The 17,338-nt window shown below is 40.4% G+C and carries 19 protein-coding genes; 9 read left to right on the forward strand and 10 right to left on the reverse strand.

Annotated features, from left to right (window positions below; all coding sequences use genetic code 11):
* Window positions 1-25 precede the first annotated feature (25 nt).
* From ilvC to leuD, 5 genes are all read left to right on the forward strand, one after another.
* On the forward strand, window positions 26-1,060 hold the full coding sequence (ilvC, locus tag E2K98_RS17630; RefSeq protein ID WP_133336383.1) for a ketol-acid reductoisomerase: 1,035 nt from the start codon (window positions 26-28) through the stop codon (window positions 1,058-1,060).
* Window positions 1,047-2,591 carry a 2-isopropylmalate synthase gene (locus tag E2K98_RS17635; RefSeq protein ID WP_133336385.1) on the forward strand — a complete coding sequence of 515 codons (1,545 nt, stop codon included), beginning with the start codon at window positions 1,047-1,049 and terminating at the stop codon, window positions 2,589-2,591. Before ilvC ends, E2K98_RS17635 begins: the two co-directional genes overlap by 14 nt.
* A gap of 95 nt (window positions 2,592-2,686) precedes the next feature.
* Entirely contained in the window at window positions 2,687-3,793 is a 1,107-nt protein-coding gene (gene leuB / locus E2K98_RS17640; protein WP_133336387.1) for a 3-isopropylmalate dehydrogenase, read from the forward strand.
* 116 nt (window positions 3,794-3,909) lie between these two features.
* A complete protein-coding gene (gene leuC / locus E2K98_RS17645) occupies window positions 3,910-5,328 on the forward strand; it encodes a 3-isopropylmalate dehydratase large subunit (protein ID WP_133336389.1) in 1,419 nt (472 codons plus the stop codon).
* 3 nt (window positions 5,329-5,331) lie between these two features.
* Window positions 5,332-5,916, forward strand: coding sequence for a 3-isopropylmalate dehydratase small subunit (gene leuD / locus E2K98_RS17650; RefSeq protein ID WP_133336392.1), 585 nt, complete (start codon window positions 5,332-5,334; stop codon window positions 5,914-5,916).
* Between the two features lie 179 nt (window positions 5,917-6,095).
* Here leuD and E2K98_RS17655 read toward each other — a convergent pair whose 3' ends face one another.
* Together E2K98_RS17655 and E2K98_RS17660 are read right to left on the reverse strand one after the other, a co-directional pair.
* Window positions 6,096-6,410, reverse strand: a complete 315-nt coding sequence (locus tag E2K98_RS17655; RefSeq protein WP_133336394.1) for a DUF3892 domain-containing protein — start codon at window positions 6,408-6,410, stop codon at window positions 6,096-6,098.
* Window positions 6,411-6,531: 121 nt separating this feature from the next.
* The gene (locus E2K98_RS17660; protein WP_133336396.1) at window positions 6,532-7,200 is read right to left on the reverse strand and encodes a hypothetical protein; all 669 of its coding nucleotides are present in this window, start codon (window positions 7,198-7,200) and stop codon (window positions 6,532-6,534) included.
* Between the two features lie 273 nt (window positions 7,201-7,473).
* On the opposite strand from E2K98_RS17660, the gene E2K98_RS17665 reads away from it, so the two are divergent.
* Window positions 7,474-7,938, forward strand: a complete 465-nt coding sequence (locus E2K98_RS17665; RefSeq protein ID WP_133336398.1) for a VanZ family protein — start codon at window positions 7,474-7,476, stop codon at window positions 7,936-7,938.
* Between the two features lie 89 nt (window positions 7,939-8,027).
* Window positions 8,028-9,602, forward strand: a complete 1,575-nt coding sequence (locus E2K98_RS17670) for a glycosyl hydrolase family 28-related protein (RefSeq protein WP_208025381.1) — start codon at window positions 8,028-8,030, stop codon at window positions 9,600-9,602.
* Window positions 9,603-9,618: 16 nt separating this feature from the next.
* Here the strand turns inward: E2K98_RS17670 and E2K98_RS17675 are convergent, their stop codons facing one another.
* Window positions 9,619-10,209 (reverse strand): DUF1836 domain-containing protein, encoded by a 591-nt coding sequence (locus E2K98_RS17675; RefSeq protein ID WP_133336400.1) that lies wholly within the window; start codon window positions 10,207-10,209, stop codon window positions 9,619-9,621.
* A 129-nt stretch (window positions 10,210-10,338) separates the two neighbouring features.
* On the opposite strand from E2K98_RS17675, the gene trhA reads away from it, so the two are divergent.
* Complete coding sequence (trhA, locus tag E2K98_RS17680; RefSeq protein ID WP_133336402.1) at window positions 10,339-10,986, forward strand: PAQR family membrane homeostasis protein TrhA; 648 nt, start codon at window positions 10,339-10,341, stop codon at window positions 10,984-10,986.
* A gap of 26 nt (window positions 10,987-11,012) precedes the next feature.
* On the opposite strand, the gene E2K98_RS17685 is transcribed toward trhA, so the two are convergent.
* From E2K98_RS17685 to E2K98_RS17710, 6 genes are all read right to left on the reverse strand, one after another.
* Entirely contained in the window at window positions 11,013-11,375 is a 363-nt protein-coding gene (locus E2K98_RS17685; RefSeq protein ID WP_133336404.1) for a DUF488 domain-containing protein, read from the reverse strand.
* Window positions 11,376-11,463: 88 nt separating this feature from the next.
* Window positions 11,464-11,811 carry a YrdB family protein gene (locus E2K98_RS17690; protein WP_133336406.1) on the reverse strand — a complete coding sequence of 116 codons (348 nt, stop codon included), beginning with the start codon at window positions 11,809-11,811 and terminating at the stop codon, window positions 11,464-11,466.
* Window positions 11,812-12,057: 246 nt separating this feature from the next.
* Window positions 12,058-13,152 (reverse strand): LLM class flavin-dependent oxidoreductase, encoded by a 1,095-nt coding sequence (locus E2K98_RS17695; protein ID WP_208025382.1) that lies wholly within the window; start codon window positions 13,150-13,152, stop codon window positions 12,058-12,060.
* Between the two features lie 79 nt (window positions 13,153-13,231).
* Window positions 13,232-13,462, reverse strand: a complete 231-nt coding sequence (locus E2K98_RS17700; RefSeq protein ID WP_133336408.1) for an excisionase family DNA-binding protein — start codon at window positions 13,460-13,462, stop codon at window positions 13,232-13,234.
* Between the two features lie 8 nt (window positions 13,463-13,470).
* Window positions 13,471-14,499 (reverse strand): P1 family peptidase, encoded by a 1,029-nt coding sequence (locus E2K98_RS17705; protein WP_133336410.1) that lies wholly within the window; start codon window positions 14,497-14,499, stop codon window positions 13,471-13,473.
* Window positions 14,496-15,431, reverse strand: coding sequence for a dipeptidase (locus tag E2K98_RS17710; protein WP_133336412.1), 936 nt, complete (start codon window positions 15,429-15,431; stop codon window positions 14,496-14,498). Before E2K98_RS17710 ends, E2K98_RS17705 begins: the two co-directional genes overlap by 4 nt.
* Window positions 15,432-15,585: 154 nt before the next feature.
* On the opposite strand from E2K98_RS17710, the gene E2K98_RS17715 reads away from it, so the two are divergent.
* Window positions 15,586-15,963 (forward strand): SET domain-containing protein, encoded by a 378-nt coding sequence (locus E2K98_RS17715; protein WP_133336414.1) that lies wholly within the window; start codon window positions 15,586-15,588, stop codon window positions 15,961-15,963.
* A 45-nt stretch (window positions 15,964-16,008) separates the two neighbouring features.
* On the opposite strand, the gene E2K98_RS17720 is transcribed toward E2K98_RS17715, so the two are convergent.
* On the reverse strand, window positions 16,009-17,319 hold the full coding sequence (locus tag E2K98_RS17720; RefSeq protein ID WP_133336416.1) for a purine/pyrimidine permease: 1,311 nt from the start codon (window positions 17,317-17,319) through the stop codon (window positions 16,009-16,011).
* Window positions 17,320-17,338 lie beyond the last annotated feature (19 nt).

Consider the following 17,338-nt stretch of genomic DNA (forward strand, 5'->3'; position numbering starts at 1 on the left):
ACTATACTTGGAAGGATGATATTAAATGGTAAAGGTATTATATAACGGAGATATTCAAGCAGAGGTTTTACAAGGAAAGAAAATTGCAGTAATCGGTTATGGTTCACAAGGACACGCACATGCTCTTAACTTAAAGGAAAGCGGCTTTGATGTGGTTGTTGGTTTAAGAAAAGGAAAATCATACGATAAAGCAGTAGAAGATGGCGTTGAAGTTACCTCTGTTGCTGAAGCAACTGCTGCTGCAGATGTAGTAATGGTTTTACTTCCAGATGAAATGCAGCCAAAAGTTTATGAAGAAAGCATTAAAGATAACTTACAACCTGGTAATGCCCTAGTGTTTGCTCACGGTTTCAACATTCATTTTTCACAAATCGTACCACCTGCAGATGTAGACGTATTCCTAGTAGCTCCAAAAGGACCAGGACACTTAGTTCGTCGTACTTACACTGAGGGTGCCGGAGTTCCAGCTCTATATGCTGTATACCAAGACTATACTGGCGAAGCTCGTAATCTAGCACTTGCTTATGCAAAAGGAATTGGTTCTGCTCGTGCAGGTGTATTAGAAACAACATTCCAAGAAGAAACTGAAACAGATCTATTCGGTGAGCAAGCCGTTCTTTGCGGCGGTACTACTGCCCTAATCAAAGCTGGTTTCGAAACGCTTGTAGAAGCTGGTTACCAGCCAGAGGTTGCTTACTTTGAGTGTTTACATGAATTGAAATTAATCGTTGACCTTCTATATGAAGGAGGACTTGAAAACATGCGTTATTCTATCTCTGACACTGCTCAATGGGGAGATTTCGTATCTGGACCACGCGTAGTAAACGAAGATACAAAAGCACGCATGAAAGATGTATTAAAAGATATCCAAACTGGTAAATTTGCTCAGGGCTGGATCTTAGAGAACCAAACAAACCGCCCACAATTTAACGCAATTAATCGTGCAGAAAACAACCATCAAATTGAAAAAGTTGGCCGCGAGCTTCGTGCATTAATGCCATTTATTAAAAACAAACCTGTAAACGAGAAAAAGGAAGTGGCGGTAAATGGTTCACGTTAACATCTTTGATACAACACTACGTGATGGCGAACAGTCCCCTGGTGTTAATTTAAACCAGCTTGAAAAATTAGAGATTGCCAGACAGCTAGAACGGTTTGGCGTTGACATTATGGAGGCCGGCTTCCCGGCTTCCTCACAAGGTGATTTCGAAGCAGTAAGAGCCATTGCCAGAACCATCAAAAACTCATCAGTTACCGGCTTGGCACGAGCAATGAAATCGGACATTGACATTGCGTGGGATGCTTTAAAAGATGCAGCAGAACCTAGATTGCATGTTTTCATTGCAACCTCCCCTATCCATATGCAATACAAATTAATGAAAACGCCTGATCAAGTCGTGCAAACGGCGGTCGAGATGGTAAGTTATGCTAAAAAGAGATTTCCACATATTGAATGGTCGGCTGAGGATGCTTCCCGTTCTGACCTTGATTTTCTTGTAAAGATTATTACAAACGTAATTGATGCTGGAGCTACAGTTATCAATCTTCCAGATACGGTGGGTTATACAACTCCTGAAGAATACGGCCGCATGTTCCGCTATATTCGCGAAAATGTGCCAAATATTCATAAAGCAGCATTATCCTGCCACTGTCACGATGACTTAGGAATGGCTGTTGCCAATTCACTGGCTGCCATCGAAAACGGCGTTACACAGATTGAAGGTACGATTAACGGAATCGGGGAACGCGCCGGTAATGCCGCATTAGAAGAGATAGGCGTTGCTTTAAATATTCGTGGTGATAAATATCCTTACACAACCAACTTGGTTTTAAAGGAAATTAAACGTACAAGTGACTTAGTCAGCCGTTTCACAGGTATGAAGGTCCCTCCGAATAAAGCAGTTGTCGGAAAAAATGCTTTTGCCCATGAATCAGGAATTCACCAGGATGGCGTCTTAAAAAATGCCCAAACCTATGAAATTATTACTCCTGAATTAGTAGGAGTCGGATCGAACGACTTAGTCCTTGGAAAACATTCCGGACGCCATGCGTTTAAAGACAAAATTGAGCAAATGGGCTTTGAGCTATCTCATGAAAAGCTGAACGAAGCGTTCCAATCCTTTAAACAACTAACCGATAAGAAAAAAGAAGTAACGGATGAAGATTTATATACCATTTTACTAGATATTCAAACAGCTTCTATCGATGTAAAAAAATATGAGCTTGTTGCTTTCCAAGTTCAGAGCGGATCTGGGAACTTACCTACCGCTACAGTTGCCCTTACAACTCCTGATGGAAACAGAGTAGAAACAGCCCGTACTGGCAGCGGAAGCGTCGAAGCATTATACAACACGCTTGAGGCATTAATTGAAGAAAAAATTCATCTTACTGATTTTAACTTGAGCTCTGTCGGCAAAGGTCGCGATGCTTTAGCTGAAGTTCACGTAAAAATGACCGTTAACGGTACCCCTGTCAGTGGACGCGGTTCTGCTCAGGATGTTTTAGAAGCAGCAGGAAAAGCCTTTTTGAACGCAGTAAACCGTGTATTTTTTAATCAACAGATTGCCTTAAAAGAACCAGCAAACGCATAATACCAAGACAGCTCTAGAAAAAGTGTAAGTGCCGCCTTTGCGGCGCTTACCAACAACTCTTTTGGTGTCAAAATAAAATGAGGAGGTTGCTCTTAATGAATAAACGAATTGTTTTGCTTCCAGGTGATGGAATCGGTAAGGAAGTTGTTGAATCTGCAAAAGATGTATTAAGTGCCATAGCTGAAGAATTTAATCATACTTTCAGCTTCGAAAGCCATGATATCGGAGGAGCGGCCATTGATTTGCACGGAACTCCCCTGCCGCAATCAACCGTTGATGCTTGTATGCAAGCAGATGCTGTTCTATTAGGAGCCGTTGGTGGTCCAAAATGGGACCAAAATCCCTCCCATTTACGGCCTGAAAGAGGATTGCTGGGAATTCGCAAGGCGCTTGATCTATATGCAAATTTAAGACCAATCAAAGGGTTCAAAAATCTACTACATGCCTCCCCTCTTAAAGAAGAAGTGATTACAGGCAGTGACCTTTTAATTGTCCGTGAGTTAACAGGCGGTCTATATTTTGGGACGCCAAGCGAACGCCGGGACGGAGGCCAAACTGTTGTTGATACACTTGCCTATTCCCGCAGAGAAATTGAGAGAATTGTAGATAAAGCCTTTCAAGCTGCCGAGCAGCGCCGCGGGCATCTAACCTCTGTCGATAAAGCAAATGTGCTTGAGTCCAGTAAGCTATGGCGCGAAATTGTAGAAGAGAAAAAGGCTCAATATCCAAATGTTGTCGTTGAGCATGCCCTAGTGGATTCAACTGCCATGAAGTTAATTACCAATCCAACCGAATTTGACGTGATCGTTACCGAGAATATGTTTGGCGATATTTTAAGTGATGAAGCATCCGTATTAACTGGTTCTCTTGGAATGCTCCCTTCTGCCAGCTTACGTGAAGATGGTGTTGGTCTTTACGAACCAGTTCATGGATCTGCACCGGACATCGCCGGTAAAGGGGTTGCGAATCCGATTGCAGCCATTTTATCCGCTGCCTTATTACTCCGCTACTCTTTTGGATTAGAAGATGAAGCGAAATTAATTGAAGAAGCTGTTCAATCAGTACTTGATGCAGGCTACCATACAGCTGACTTACAAGTAAGTGAAGGACGCCTTGTCGGCACCTGGGAAATGGCGAAGCTAATTGTTGATTTTATTCAATCACAAAATGCCTCAAAATGTATCATGAGCTGTTACGTGTAAGAAAAGCTATGGGTTTGGACTCGGTTACCGGGGCCGAACCCATATTTTTAAAAATCAGATTTTTAGTCAAAAGGCAAATAATTGCCTAAAAAATATGAACGTTGAGGAAGGAAATTATGCAAAAACCAAAAAATATTATTCAAAAAATTTGGGAACAGCATGTAGTACATCAGGAAGACGGCAAACCTGATTTATTGTATATTGATTTGCACCTTGTTCACGAAGTAACTTCTCCTCAAGCATTTGAGGGATTACGAATGAACGGCCGCAAAGTACGCCGCCCTGACCTAACTTATGCAACAATGGACCATAACGTTCCAACGCGCAACCGCGAAGTAATCAAAGATCCAATTTCAAAAACTCAAATGGATACATTAGTGAAAAACTGTGAGGAATTCGGTGTTACCCTTGCAGGCATCAACCACCCTGATAATGGGATTGTTCACGTCATTGGTCCAGAACTTGGCTTAACACAGCCTGGTAAAACCATTGTCTGCGGTGACAGCCATACCTCTACTCACGGTGCCTTTGGGGCCTTGGCGTTTGGTATCGGAACAAGTGAGGTTGAGCATGTTTTAGCAACTCAAACGCTTTGGCAGGCTCCTCCTAAAACTTTAAATGTTAAAGTAAATGGCAAGCTAGGCACAGGAGTAACTGCAAAAGACTTGATCCTTGCTATCATCGGTAAATTTGGTGTTCAGTTTGGTACAGGCTATGTAATGGAATACACTGGCGAAGCGATTCGCAACCTTTCTATGGAAGAACGGATGACTGTTTGTAACATGTCCATCGAAGCCGGAGCAAGAGCGGGATTAATTACCCCTGATGAAACTACATTCGAATACTTAAAAGGCAGACGTAATGTTCCACAGGGCGAGGAATTTGAAAAAGCCGTTGAAAGATGGCGTGCACTTGCATCAGATGAGGGAGCTACTTATGATGCGGTTGTTGAAATTGAAGCTGCTGATGTAGAGCCGCAAGTAACTTGGGGAACAAATCCTGGCATGTGCCTTCCAATTACGGCTTCTGTTCCAAATCCTGACGACGCTGTAAAGGCAAGTGAACAAGATGAAATCAAACGCGCGCTTGAATATATGGGTCTTGAAGCAGGCCAATCCATTTCCAGCATTGAAATTGACCATGTCTTCATTGGTTCTTGTACAAATTCAAGATTAAGCGATTTACGTAAAGCCGCTGAAGTGGTGCGCGGTCATAAAGTAAAGCCATCCGTTAAAGCGATAGTTGTACCAGGTTCCTTCAGTATTAAGCTTGCGGCTGAAAAGGAAGGAATCGATCAAGTGTTTATCGAAGCAGGTTTTGAATGGCGTGAAGCTGGCTGCAGTATGTGTCTTGCCATGAACGACGACATCGTTCCACCGGGCGGACGCTGCGCTTCTACCTCTAACCGGAATTTCGAAGGCCGTCAAGGGAACGGGGCACGCACCCATCTTGTCAGCCCTGAAATGGCAGCTGCCGCTGCAGTTGCTGGGCATTTCGTCGATGTCCGTCAATTTACTGCCCAGGAGGTTGGTTAATCAATGGAACCGTTACGCATTCATACAGGCCTTGTTTGTCCATTAAACCGGACAAATGTGGACACAGATCAAATTATTCCGAAGCAATTTCTTAAGCGTATTGAACGCAGCGGCTTCGGCCAATTCCTTTTTTATCACTGGCGTTTTGATGACGAAGGTAAATTAAGAGAAGATTTCATTTTAAATAAGCCTCAATATCAAGGTGCATCTATCTTGGTTGCCGGTGATAACTTTGGCTGCGGATCTTCCCGTGAGCATGCTCCGTGGGCTGTTCAAGACTTCGGGTTCAAGGTCATCATCGCTCCAAGTTATGCTGATATTTTTAAAAACAACTGTGTGAAAAATGGTATCCTTGCGATTGTCGCAAGCGAAGACCAAGTACAAACCCTTATGAAAAAGGCTGAATCTGAAGGGTATTCATTAACAGTGAACTTGGAAGAGCAAGTGGTTACCGATAATGAGGGCTTTGAAATCAAGTTTGATATCGCTCCCTACCCTAAGCAAATGCTGCTAAATGGCTGGGACGAAATCGGCGTTACATTAAGCTATGAGGAACAAATTAATAAATATGAGGCTGCACATAGGTAGTTTTTAAAAATTGCCCCCAAATTAGGGGGCAATTTTTATATTTTGTTGCCTTTTTTATTAGCCATTTGGCTTTTATCTGCGTTAAATTAGTATTTATCTGCGATACTCACCAGTTTATCTGCGATAAGTTCGGGTTTATCTGCGAAAGTAGTCAATTTATCTGCGTTGGAGTCTTCCCTTTAAAACTCCGGTAATTGATCCAAGTTATTTTCTTTGATTCCATCCGGCTCACTTCGAATAATATCCCGACCATACTTATGGAAAACATCAATGTGCGCGATCTTCCCTGCTTTTGCATCCTCTAACGCAGTGATGTAATCCAATTCCCGGCCTGTGCTGGTTTTAAACGCAATAATATCACCATCATCATTTTTCCGAACAGCAACAAATTCCTCTTTCCCATTCGGATTACTGTTCCCTGCTTCTATTTGAGCCTGCTGTTCACTTTGCTGTTTGTATTCCTCATAAATTTTTTCAAAATCCTGTTGTTCCATTTATTACACCTCCGAACATACGTTTAGTATTTGTCCTTTTTTCTTAATTATCCATTGGTACAAAGATGATATCGCATTAAAAAAAGCCCTCCACTAAATAAAATGTGTGAAGGGCGTTTGCCTATCTAAATTTTAAGTTATATGAAACAGTTTCTCCTAATTGGATAAATTCATCATCGAATGGTCCATCCACCTGTATTTGTATGGATTTAATCGAATCCAGGTTACTTTTATTTACTTTTAATACAATCTTTCCACTCTTTGTTGTATTCCCAAGGAACTCCCCATCAACCTGTTGTGAGTATGAAATGGCATCCTCTATTTGTTCCCCTGTATTAAAAGCGTAAATTCCTTGTACAGGGAACCAATTTACCTTTTTAGCGGATGTGTTTTGAACCTTAACATCTAAAACCACCGCTTTAATTGCCGGCATGTATTGGTCATATTTGTAACTAGGATTGACTGTAACCTTACTCACGGTCATTTTCATCGGCCCTGATTGAAGTACAGCATTTACATTATAGGATTTCAGCTTAGTTCCACTTGGATGATAATCCTTAGATGTAACAATATATTTATTTGATTTTTTATCATATTTTACTTTACCACCAAACCACGAAACAACGTCGGTAAGAGGTACATATGCTTTTTTATTAATCATTTTAACACTTACTTTTTTGGCTTTACCATTAAACCAAACAGATAATTTTGGTGCAGCCCATACCCCTAAACTAAAAGATAAAAATACAAAGAATGCTACAAACCCTGATAATAATACTTTTTTCTTCAATTTCAACTTCCTTCCATGTCTAATTTATTCGAATTGAAAGTTCAATACGATGATATGATCGCCTGCACTAACCAAAATTTTCTTTTCAATCCTTTTAAAACAGTTATCCCGGAACGATAAAGGTCCAGTTATTATTTTCTCCTTATATTTCTAAATTACTAATAAAAAGCAAGTAACAAACATTAACTTCATCTTGCAAAAGCCTTATAATTTGTTTAGAGCCATTAAATTCCGTCAAAAATGATGGATAAAAGAAGTCTAGGAGAATTAATTATGAATCAACAACGTACCCCCAAAATAGTTGATCCCCAAAAAGATAATCAGCCTATTAAAATTTTCGCAATCCTTCTATGGGGCTTGTTTCTATTGATCAATACTTGGACAAATAACCTTGAATTAATGATTCACTCCGGGTCTGTTGAATTTCAATGGAACTCGTCACCAGACTTTATATCATTCTTTAATTTTAATGACATCGCCCTAATCCATCCCTACTTTGTTGTGATCAAACTGGGACATTTTATTGGCTTTGCTATCATGGACCTGCTCATTTTCAACTTGTTAAAAAGCCATAAGTCGTCAATTACAATATCCGTAGCCTTCGCCTTCTTCACTGAGTTTTTTCAACTCTATTGGGGGCGTGATGGCCGTTTATATGATCTTGGCATCGATACACTTGGAATATTGACAATTTATATCACGATAAAGACACTAAATAAAGAAGATCAGAAAAAATAGAAGTTCTGTCCACTCCACACGGACAAAACTTCTATTTTTTCCATGGACGGTGCCTGTCACTTTGTGAAATAAACGGAGGTGAATTTTAGTTGCTTACTTTAGGTAAAAATCATGATCCAAGAAGGAATGGGGAGTTTCTCAGCCAAATCAATGGCGGTCAGCTTGACCTAAAAAGAGTTTTGCATGAAACTGAGAAACTATACTTGGAATGTACGGAGAAAAAGATTCCCCTCCCTGCTCCTGTGCAAAGGAAGCAAGCTTTTCAAGAGAAAATCCTTTCTGGACTATTTCGTCCCCTGTCCTCCGTAACAGACCTCGGAGCTCCTTCTAAAATTATGATGGATGCAGCAGGAAATGTTTATCCAGAGTGGAAAGAGGCGCTAGATAATGAATACAACCACTTATTAAGCCGTCTGACTCGAGAAGTAAATGTAGCCGATTTTGGTGCAATCGGAGATGGGCGAACGGATAGCACCGCTGCCTTTAAAAAAGCGATTGGGACTGGCCGGGTTAAGGTTCGTGTGCCAGAAGGTATTTTTATAACAAAAGGAATCCTTTTGCCCTCCTGGACCTGCATAGTTGGAGCAGGAAAAGGGAAAACAATCATCAAACTCCACCGTGACGCCCCAAAAGGAACAAGGCTTGTGACAAACACCAATCATTGGCGCGGTAATCACCATCTCTTTGTGCAAGGCATGACGTTAGACTGGAATGTCGAAAGACTTGGTCATGTTCCAAAAACGGCCACTTGGGGTAATCATTCCAGCTGTTTAACGTATGCGAATGTTACCTATGGCTGGGTTCGAGATGTCGAAGCGATTAATCCTGGTCTCCATTGCTTTGATATTTCCTCTACCCTGTACAATTATGCCGGGGATGGCTATCGTGCCAAGGGCGGAAGCAGCTATATATGGCTGGATAACCTGAATGGCTACGGGTTTGGCGACGATGGAATTACCACCCATCACAGCGAAAAGGTCTTTATTTCGAATTCCCATATGTGCGACCCAAGCGGGCGTGCTCATAAAAAAGGCTTTTCAAATTCTAATGGTATTGAAATTGATGACGGCTCTAGAGACGTTATGCTCGTCAATAATTCCACAGCTAGATGCTTTGGCGGAGTTGAATGTAAGGCACATGAAAATTCCTCTGCAGCTGCAAATGTGCAAATCATCGGCCATCTTTCCGTGAACGATAACCGTTCTTTTAATTTTCGCCATATCGGCCATCACAAAAACACTGATAATAAGTCAAAAACGGCCTATAATCTAATGGCAACGAATCTAGCTTCCATTGCGCCGATTTACTCGGATTTATACGCTGACTCGACACCAAGGGGGTTGGTTGTTTCTGCTTATGAGAATGTTGTCATCAACCATTTTACTCTTGTGGGTGATCCTGACTATGAATACAAAGGAAACCCCGTAATCGCGATTCAATACCGTGCAAGAAAGGTCATTTTAAACCACATAAGCCTTTGCGATTTTAAAAAAGCAGGAGCCGGTATAAAGGTTTACGGCGGTGCCAATCAGGCTGATTCCGTTCGAATTGAAAATGTGGTTTCTAAAAATTCTTCGTCTAAAGCGGTTGAGATTGGGCAAGGGATACAAGATGTGTTGGTCACAAATGTGAAGGAGTATACAGATCTAGCTATAAAACAATAAGCGCCATTTAGATTAATCATCTATGGCGCTTTCCTTCTTTTTCAACCGTAATCCCATCCACGAGCTTCTCAGCCACTCGTCGATAAAGATTACTCATATGGACTAATGAAGAAATCATTAAAACTTCCTCTATATACTGAGACTTTTCCTCCTGCAATCCCTTTACCTCTTCTTTTACTGCTTTAATCCGCTCCTCAATATCCGCATCAAAATCCTCTACATTTTGGGTAGAAAGATTCAAATAGCTTGAATAAAAAGAGTCTAAGTCAGTGTCATCCATAGTAATTTTTTTATTCATCTCATCGAGCGTGACCTTAATATCATTGATGGAGAGGCCTCCTTTAAGTTGATAAATCAAACTGATTAAAATGAGATGTTCTTTCGAATATTTTTTATTTTGTATTGGAAAAATAAGTTTTCCTTTTGCATAGTTATTAATCATGGTTTTCGTCAAAACCTTATCGTCAACTTTCCGTTTTGACTCGCCAAATTTATTTTCAAATAATTGAATAACCTGATCCATATACAAATCAATCTTCGGAATTTCCTCTAAAGTCAGGCTTGTATTTAATTCAAGCTGATCCATAATATCTTTAATTTTTTCCATCCCAAAACCCCGTTCTCAACAATTTCTAATTTGATTATACCTAAACGAATAAACATTGACTAGCTAATGTTTTATCGATATGATTATATGTAGTTATCAATACTACGTGTTACGTTAGGAGGATTTAATATGTATCAGTATGTTCGTGAACCCATCAATGGATTTACCCATTTGGCCGGAGCCCTTTTATCGTTTATCGGCCTGCTTGCAATGGTCATCAAAGTATCGATGAACACTCCATCACCACTTTCAATTACCGCCGTTATTATTTTTGGAGTCAGCATGATTTTGCTGTATTCGGCATCAGCCACCTATCACATGGTCATCGCACGTGATAAAGTGATTGCTTTCTTAAGACGACTCGATCATTCGATGATTTTTGTGTTAATCGCAGGGACGTACACTCCTTTTTGCTTTATTAGTTTAAATGGAAAAATTGGCTGGATTCTCTTTTCGATTATTGGTGCTGTTGCGATTTGCGGGGTTGTTTTTAAAATGGTTTGGTTTCAATGTCCGCGGTGGATTTCGACCTCACTCTATATCGCGATGGGCTGGATGATTATTTTTGTGTTCTCTCCCCTTGCAGGTAGTTTGAACCCGTTCGGTTTGTTTTTATTAATTTTAGGCGGTGTTTTTTATACCATTGGCGGTGTAATTTACGGAGCAAAACCTAAATTTTTGGAATTTAAAAATATGGGATTCCACGAGATTTTTCATATTTTTATCTTACTAGGAAGCTTAGCTCATTTTCTCTGTGTTTATCTTTATGTAATATAAAAAATCGGCTTCCAAAGCCGATTTTTTTATAGCCTTCGTTTTAATTCTTCTAGTAAAACAATGGCATGATTAAAGATTGGATCCTTTGCACCATAAAGAAGTGTTACTCGGCCATTGGAGGTTAAATCGAAGATATGGTTAATCCCTTGTACCTTTTCTTCATCGTTCCGAAGTTCTTCCACATATCTCAACTTGAACTCCTCAAAAAGCTCCGGTTTATGGCAAAACCATTTCCTGAGTTCGCTGCTAGGAGCCACATCTTTCAGCCACTCATCTAGTTTTGCAGATTCCTTTGAGATTCCGCGAGGCCAAAGGCGATCAATTAAAATTCGATAACCATCCATTTCATCATAAGGGTCATAGATTCTTTTTAAAAATATATCAGCCATAGTTTTTACCCCTTTTAAATATTCTGATCCGTCCATTTAATTATATAATTTACATACGCTAGAAGGGAAATTCTCCTATGAATCTCTTCTATTGCTTCCAGAAATACATAAAAAGCTTATTAACTAAAAGCAAGCTCCCCAGGATCCAGGCCATTTCTGGCTTCCCGACTGTAACGAGTAATAGGACTGGCAAACCAAACACAATGATTTCTAAAATTAAATGAACTGGTTCTGATAATTGAATAGCTGCCTTTGGAGCACCCATTAGTCCCCAAATAACCGCGACCACCAAAGGAGTACCAATCGCTAGTAACCATTGAAGTAACGGACTATTTCCCGTTTTATAACCCCAATATCCCCACACATAAAGTGAAGTCAGTTCCAATAAAAATCTCAGTAGCAGATTTAAAGACTGTAATCCGGCAAGCAAACTCATTTAGTTGTCTCCTCCTTATGAATTATTTATAAGCATCTTCATTACAACCTCACACTAATTATATTAATAATATAACTAATAATATTAGTTAAAACAAGCAATAAAACCATTTTTTTCTAAAAGGTTTTTATAAGTAAACTAAAATTAAAATAAAAAGGTACCAGCAATTTATTTTGCTGGTACCTTTTTTATTACGATCATAGAAAAATATAAATCAGTAAGATTCACTTAAAGGTTATGGTTTGTTTATTTGTCAGCTTGGGCAGCCAATTTTGAATTTTTTGTTTCCTTTCGAACGACTGGAGCTACCTTCGTTGCCAACAACTCAATGTTTTCAGCTACTTTTTTAAACGGCATTCCACCTATATCCATTTGTGCAATAAAGCGTTGATGTCCAAAAAGTTCATATTGGGTTAGAATTTTTTCAATGATTTGTTGAGGACTTCCGACAAATAATGCTGTATCCGGTCCGGCGAGCTGTTCGAATTCTTCTCGGCTCATGTGATTTCTTCCTTGCTCTTTACTGAAAAAATCCCGGTAATGTGCATAATAAGGATAATATTCGTCTTTCGCCTGCTGGGTCGTTTCCCCAATAAACGCGTGTCCCGTTACAGCCACCTTCAAATCTTCCGGCGCATGACCGGACTCCCTCGATGTCAGGCGGTATACATCCACAAGCGGTTTAAATCGTTTCGGATCTCCGCCAAGAATGGCCATGGTTAAACCCGTACCGAATTTACCCGCACGTTCTGCGCTTTCAAGAGAACCTCCCGCCCCTACCCAAAAGGGAATGCCTTTTTGCACAGGACGAGGTGCAATTTCTGCATCAAACAACGGCGTCCGAAAATGGCCGTTCCAGGTCACTTTTTCATTAGAATTTAATTTTAAAAATAAATCAATATTCTCTTCAAATAAACCGTCATAATTGTCCAAATCATATCCGAACAATGAAAAGGATTCTACAAAAGCACCCCGCCCTGCTATAACTTCAGCACGACCGTTGGATAAAAGATCCAGTGTAGCAAAATCTTCAAATAACCGGACAGGGTCCACAGTTCCCAATACAGTTGTGGTACTTGCCAGTTTAATCCGCTTTGTAACCTGCGATATGGCAGACAATACAACTGGCGGCGATGAAATCGCATAGTCTAAACGATGATGTTCACCAACACCAAAAACATCCAGACCAGCTTCATCAGCCATTCTTGCTGCTTCAATAATTTCTTTCAATCTCTCACTTGCATGAATCGTTTTCCCTGATTGGGGATCTGGTACTAAATCCCCTAATGTATAAATTCCAATCTCCATACCATAATGTTCATCTGCCAAAATTATCTTCATTCCCCTCCATAATTCAGAAAAGAAAATTTGTTATTAGTATGCATTCCATGATAGCTTTCATTCATTGCTAGCCTGAAAGCTAATCCTCATCCTTCACATCAAGATCTTCCGGAATTGGCTCATTTAAGATTTCCTCGACTAGTTGTTTGTATTTTTCCATCTGCCTCAAATGCGTACTAAATTGGTCCTTATAAATTAAATATTCAGTTCCGTCATAGAGGGCACGAATTTTTCGCTTCTGCACGAGCTTTTCTACAGTTGAAACCGGGACAGATAAATACTCTGCTGTTTCTTTTATAGTTAAATACACTTTAAAGTTCATTCCTTTTTAAAATAAAGTTGGTTAACAACACGGCCATTACGCCCCTTTGTGGTCTCAGCCTGTGACAAGGAGTTAAGAATCGCCTCCTCGGCGGCCTCAGCAGCTCCCATAAAAAGCTGATTCATGATCGAATGGTCTTCGCGAAGTTGTGTGTGCATCTCCAAAGGGCCCTCAGAAAAATGAAGAATTTTATGTGCCGTTGAAAAAGCAATCACAATATCTCCGCTCCCATGGCTGAAATGGCTGCCTGTCCTTCCTAAGCCAATTCCGCAGCGCTTAGCCACACGCTTAAGCTGCCGGTCGCTTAACGGCGCATCTGTCGCAAGAACAATGATTATCGAGCCATCAGCCGGTTCCGAAAGAGCTTCTCCTTCACCAAAATAACGTGCCCATTGAAACTCTTCTTTTTTTCCAAAATTGCTTAGAACAAGGCAGCCAATCGTATACTCTTCAAATTTACGTGAAGACGTTCCAATCCCGCCTTTATAGCCAAAACACACCATCCCCTTTCCGGCACCAACAGCCCCTTCCCTAGCAGGCTCAGCGGTTGCTTTTCGAATGGCTTCCACAGCATGCTCTGGCTTTACCGGAAAAAGCCGAATTGAATTAAGATAGCTGTCATTGCATTCACCGACAACCACATTGATCGTTCCTGTTGTCTCTCCAATTTCGGGATTGTCCTCAAGCATATATTGAAGTGTCCCCTGCGTAACCGCCGGAACAGCAAAGGTATTCGTTAACAGAATGGGTGATTCAAGCACTCCTAGTTCATTGATTTGCACTAGACCCGTGGTTTTCCCAAATCCATTAAGGACGTGGCAGGAGGCCGTGACTTTTTCCCGAAACAAATTTCCGTTATGCGGCAATATGGCAGTAACTCCTGTACAGGCATACTCATTCCCCGATGCATCCAGAGGGTAATCCAACGTTACATGTCCTACCCTAACCCCTGCTACATCGGTAATACAGTTCTTTTCACCTGTTGGCAGTTTCCCGATTCTTAAACCAGCCCCCCTTATCTTCATCTTCCAATTCCCGGTCTCTTATCTAGGAAGTTTTGGCCGGCAAAGCCTCTAACCTCTGATTCGGAATAATGCTTTAATAATTCATTAATGAGGTTTTGGCTCTTCGATGCATCTTCCAAATCTATAATAAATTCAGAAATCCCATCAAAATCCGAACCCAATCCAATCTGTTTTACACCGCCAAGTGAACAAAAATGGTCAATATGTTTAATAAGATCTGCGATGGTTGCTTCTCCCTCTTCTTTTACAAAGGGAGGATTATAGACAACATGAATTAACCCGTCCTTTTTAAACATTTCCACAGCCATTTCATCCGTTAGATTCCGTCGATGGTTGCAAAGCGTTCTTGAGTTGGAATGACTGGCAATTGGATATTTTGCAATCTCCATTACATCCCAAAATGCCCGGTCGCAAAGATGGGAAACGTCTGTTAGGATTTTATGATTATTATGGAACTTGACGATTTTTTTCCCAAAATGGGTAAGTCCAGCACCGCGTGGTTCCCCCGCTCCATCTGCTGCAAGGTTGGCATTATTCCAAGTCAGGCCGACCGAACGAACTCCAAGCTGATAAAGAATATTCAGCTTCGCTAAATCATTGCCAATTGCATCAACACCTTCAAGCGTTAACATCGCGCCAATCTGACCAAGCTTAAGATTGTCAAAATCTGACCACTCCCGTATCTGAACCATATCTGGGTTCTTCCCAAGAACCTCCTTGTAAAAATAATCAATTTGCTGAAGGGCTTCTTGGAATTTTTGATCAGAAGGAATATCCGGTTCGATAAAAATCGCAAAGCACTGAACTTTCACTTTTCCTTTATGTAAACGTGCTTTATTCGTCTCTAATTCAGGGGCATCGGCAAAACGCAGTCTTCCCTTCCCCTCTGATAGCTTAAGTAATGCATCACAATGCAGGTCGATGATATTCATATTGAAAGCTCCTTTTAAAAAGAAATAAAAGATACACCCATTATACTTCTCTTCCACGTAAAAAACAGGTACTTGATTTAAGAGTAAAAATATTTGCTTTTATCCATACTAACTGTCAAGCTAAGAAGAAAAGAACTTTAAACAGGAGATTAATATGATTGAGATTAAGACTTCAACGATCAGTGCAGGAGAGTTTAATCGGGGCGTATTTGCCACTTGTGATATTGCGGAAGGGGAATTGATTCATGAAGCCCCGGTCATTTCTTATCCGAATGAAGAACATGAACACATCGAAAAGACACTTCTTGCGGATTATGCCTTTGAGTATGGGAAAAACCATACAGCCATTTTATTAGGATATGGGATGCTGTTTAACCATTCATACACACCCAATGCCAGGTATGAGATTAACTTTGATAATCACACCTTTGATTTCTATGCCTACAAAGATATTAAAGCAGGAGAAGAAATCTTCATTAATTATAATGGTGATGTCGATATCGATGATCCTCTCTGGTTTGATAAAGAATAACAAAATCCTCTCGGCGAAGAACGCGAGAGGATTTCGTTTTGTAATTTAGTTCAAATATATAGCAGGATTTTTTTTCTCCCGAAATACCACATGTTCTAATAGTAAACATAAAATTAGACCAACAAGTAGGCCATTGGCCATGATATTACGCAGCCATGGAGCAATCGTTTCAAACGCAGCGGTCGGGACAAACATCATTCCAATCCCAGCCATTAACGAAAGACCAATTACTAGTAAATTTCTCGACGATGGTTCCTGCCCCATGAGATCACGGATGCCAAAGCCCATCATTTGAGAAAATAGAATAAATAGGGATGTATAGGCAACCTCCATTGGCAAGTGAGAAAAAAACTCACCAATGTATGGAAAAAAGCTAGAAATCACAATTAAAACCGCCCCAACCACAATGGGACTTTTTTCTTTAATTCCTGTGGTTCCAATGAATCCTGCAGAAATGGATAATGGCACAACTCCTACTACAGAAAAGAGTCCTGAGAGAAATAAATTGACCCCATTGCCGAAAATCCCTTTTGAATACTCGCGTGGCTTTATCTCCTTATCTATAGCAGTCCCAACCACTAGTATACTTGCAATTACATTAGAAATTAAGATAATGGCAGTGATGACAGAAGTTAGGACAATCCCGAAATCAAACTGTGGTTCACCCCAGGTAAATACTTTCGGAGTAGCAAACCATCCTGCGGGCTCATACGTTTTTCCTGGTTGAATTAATCCTAAGAAATGAAATAATAACCAGCCGATCACAATTCCAATTAAAGGTCCCATGCTCCTCAGAATTCCTTTTGCCTTTAAGGAAAAAAATAAAATTACAACGATTTCTATTAAACATATACCAATAATTTTCCCATTTAGATGATTCGTTTCGGTAATTCCCAGCATGCTTTTTATAAAGGAACCGCTCATTTGGCTGACGAGCAAAATTAAATAGACTCCAGTTACAATAGGGGTAAACAAATTTGTAACTTTTTCGATTATTGGTGAAAAACCCAATATCACTAAAATAATTCCTGCAATGACTAGACCCAATTCTAATTGCTGCAATAAATGCTCTTTTTCAGACCCCATGGAACCAAGAACAATGAACAAAGCCCACCACATACCGGCAGCACCTTCTACCACTTGAAGACGGTGTCCAAAGAACAACTGGACTAAGGTAGCTGCCCCCGTTACAAATAGCATGCGTTGCATAAAAGTTGAGATTTCGGCGGGAGACATATGAAAAGCTGCCCCGACGACTATAGGGACGGCAATAATATTGGTGAGCATAAAGACTGACCACTGAATGCCTTGAATTCCAGTCAAAAATCCACTTCCCGTTTTTGTGAAATTACTCATTCATCTTTACTCCTTTTTA

The sequence above is a fragment of the Bacillus salipaludis genome (genome assembly GCF_004358205.1).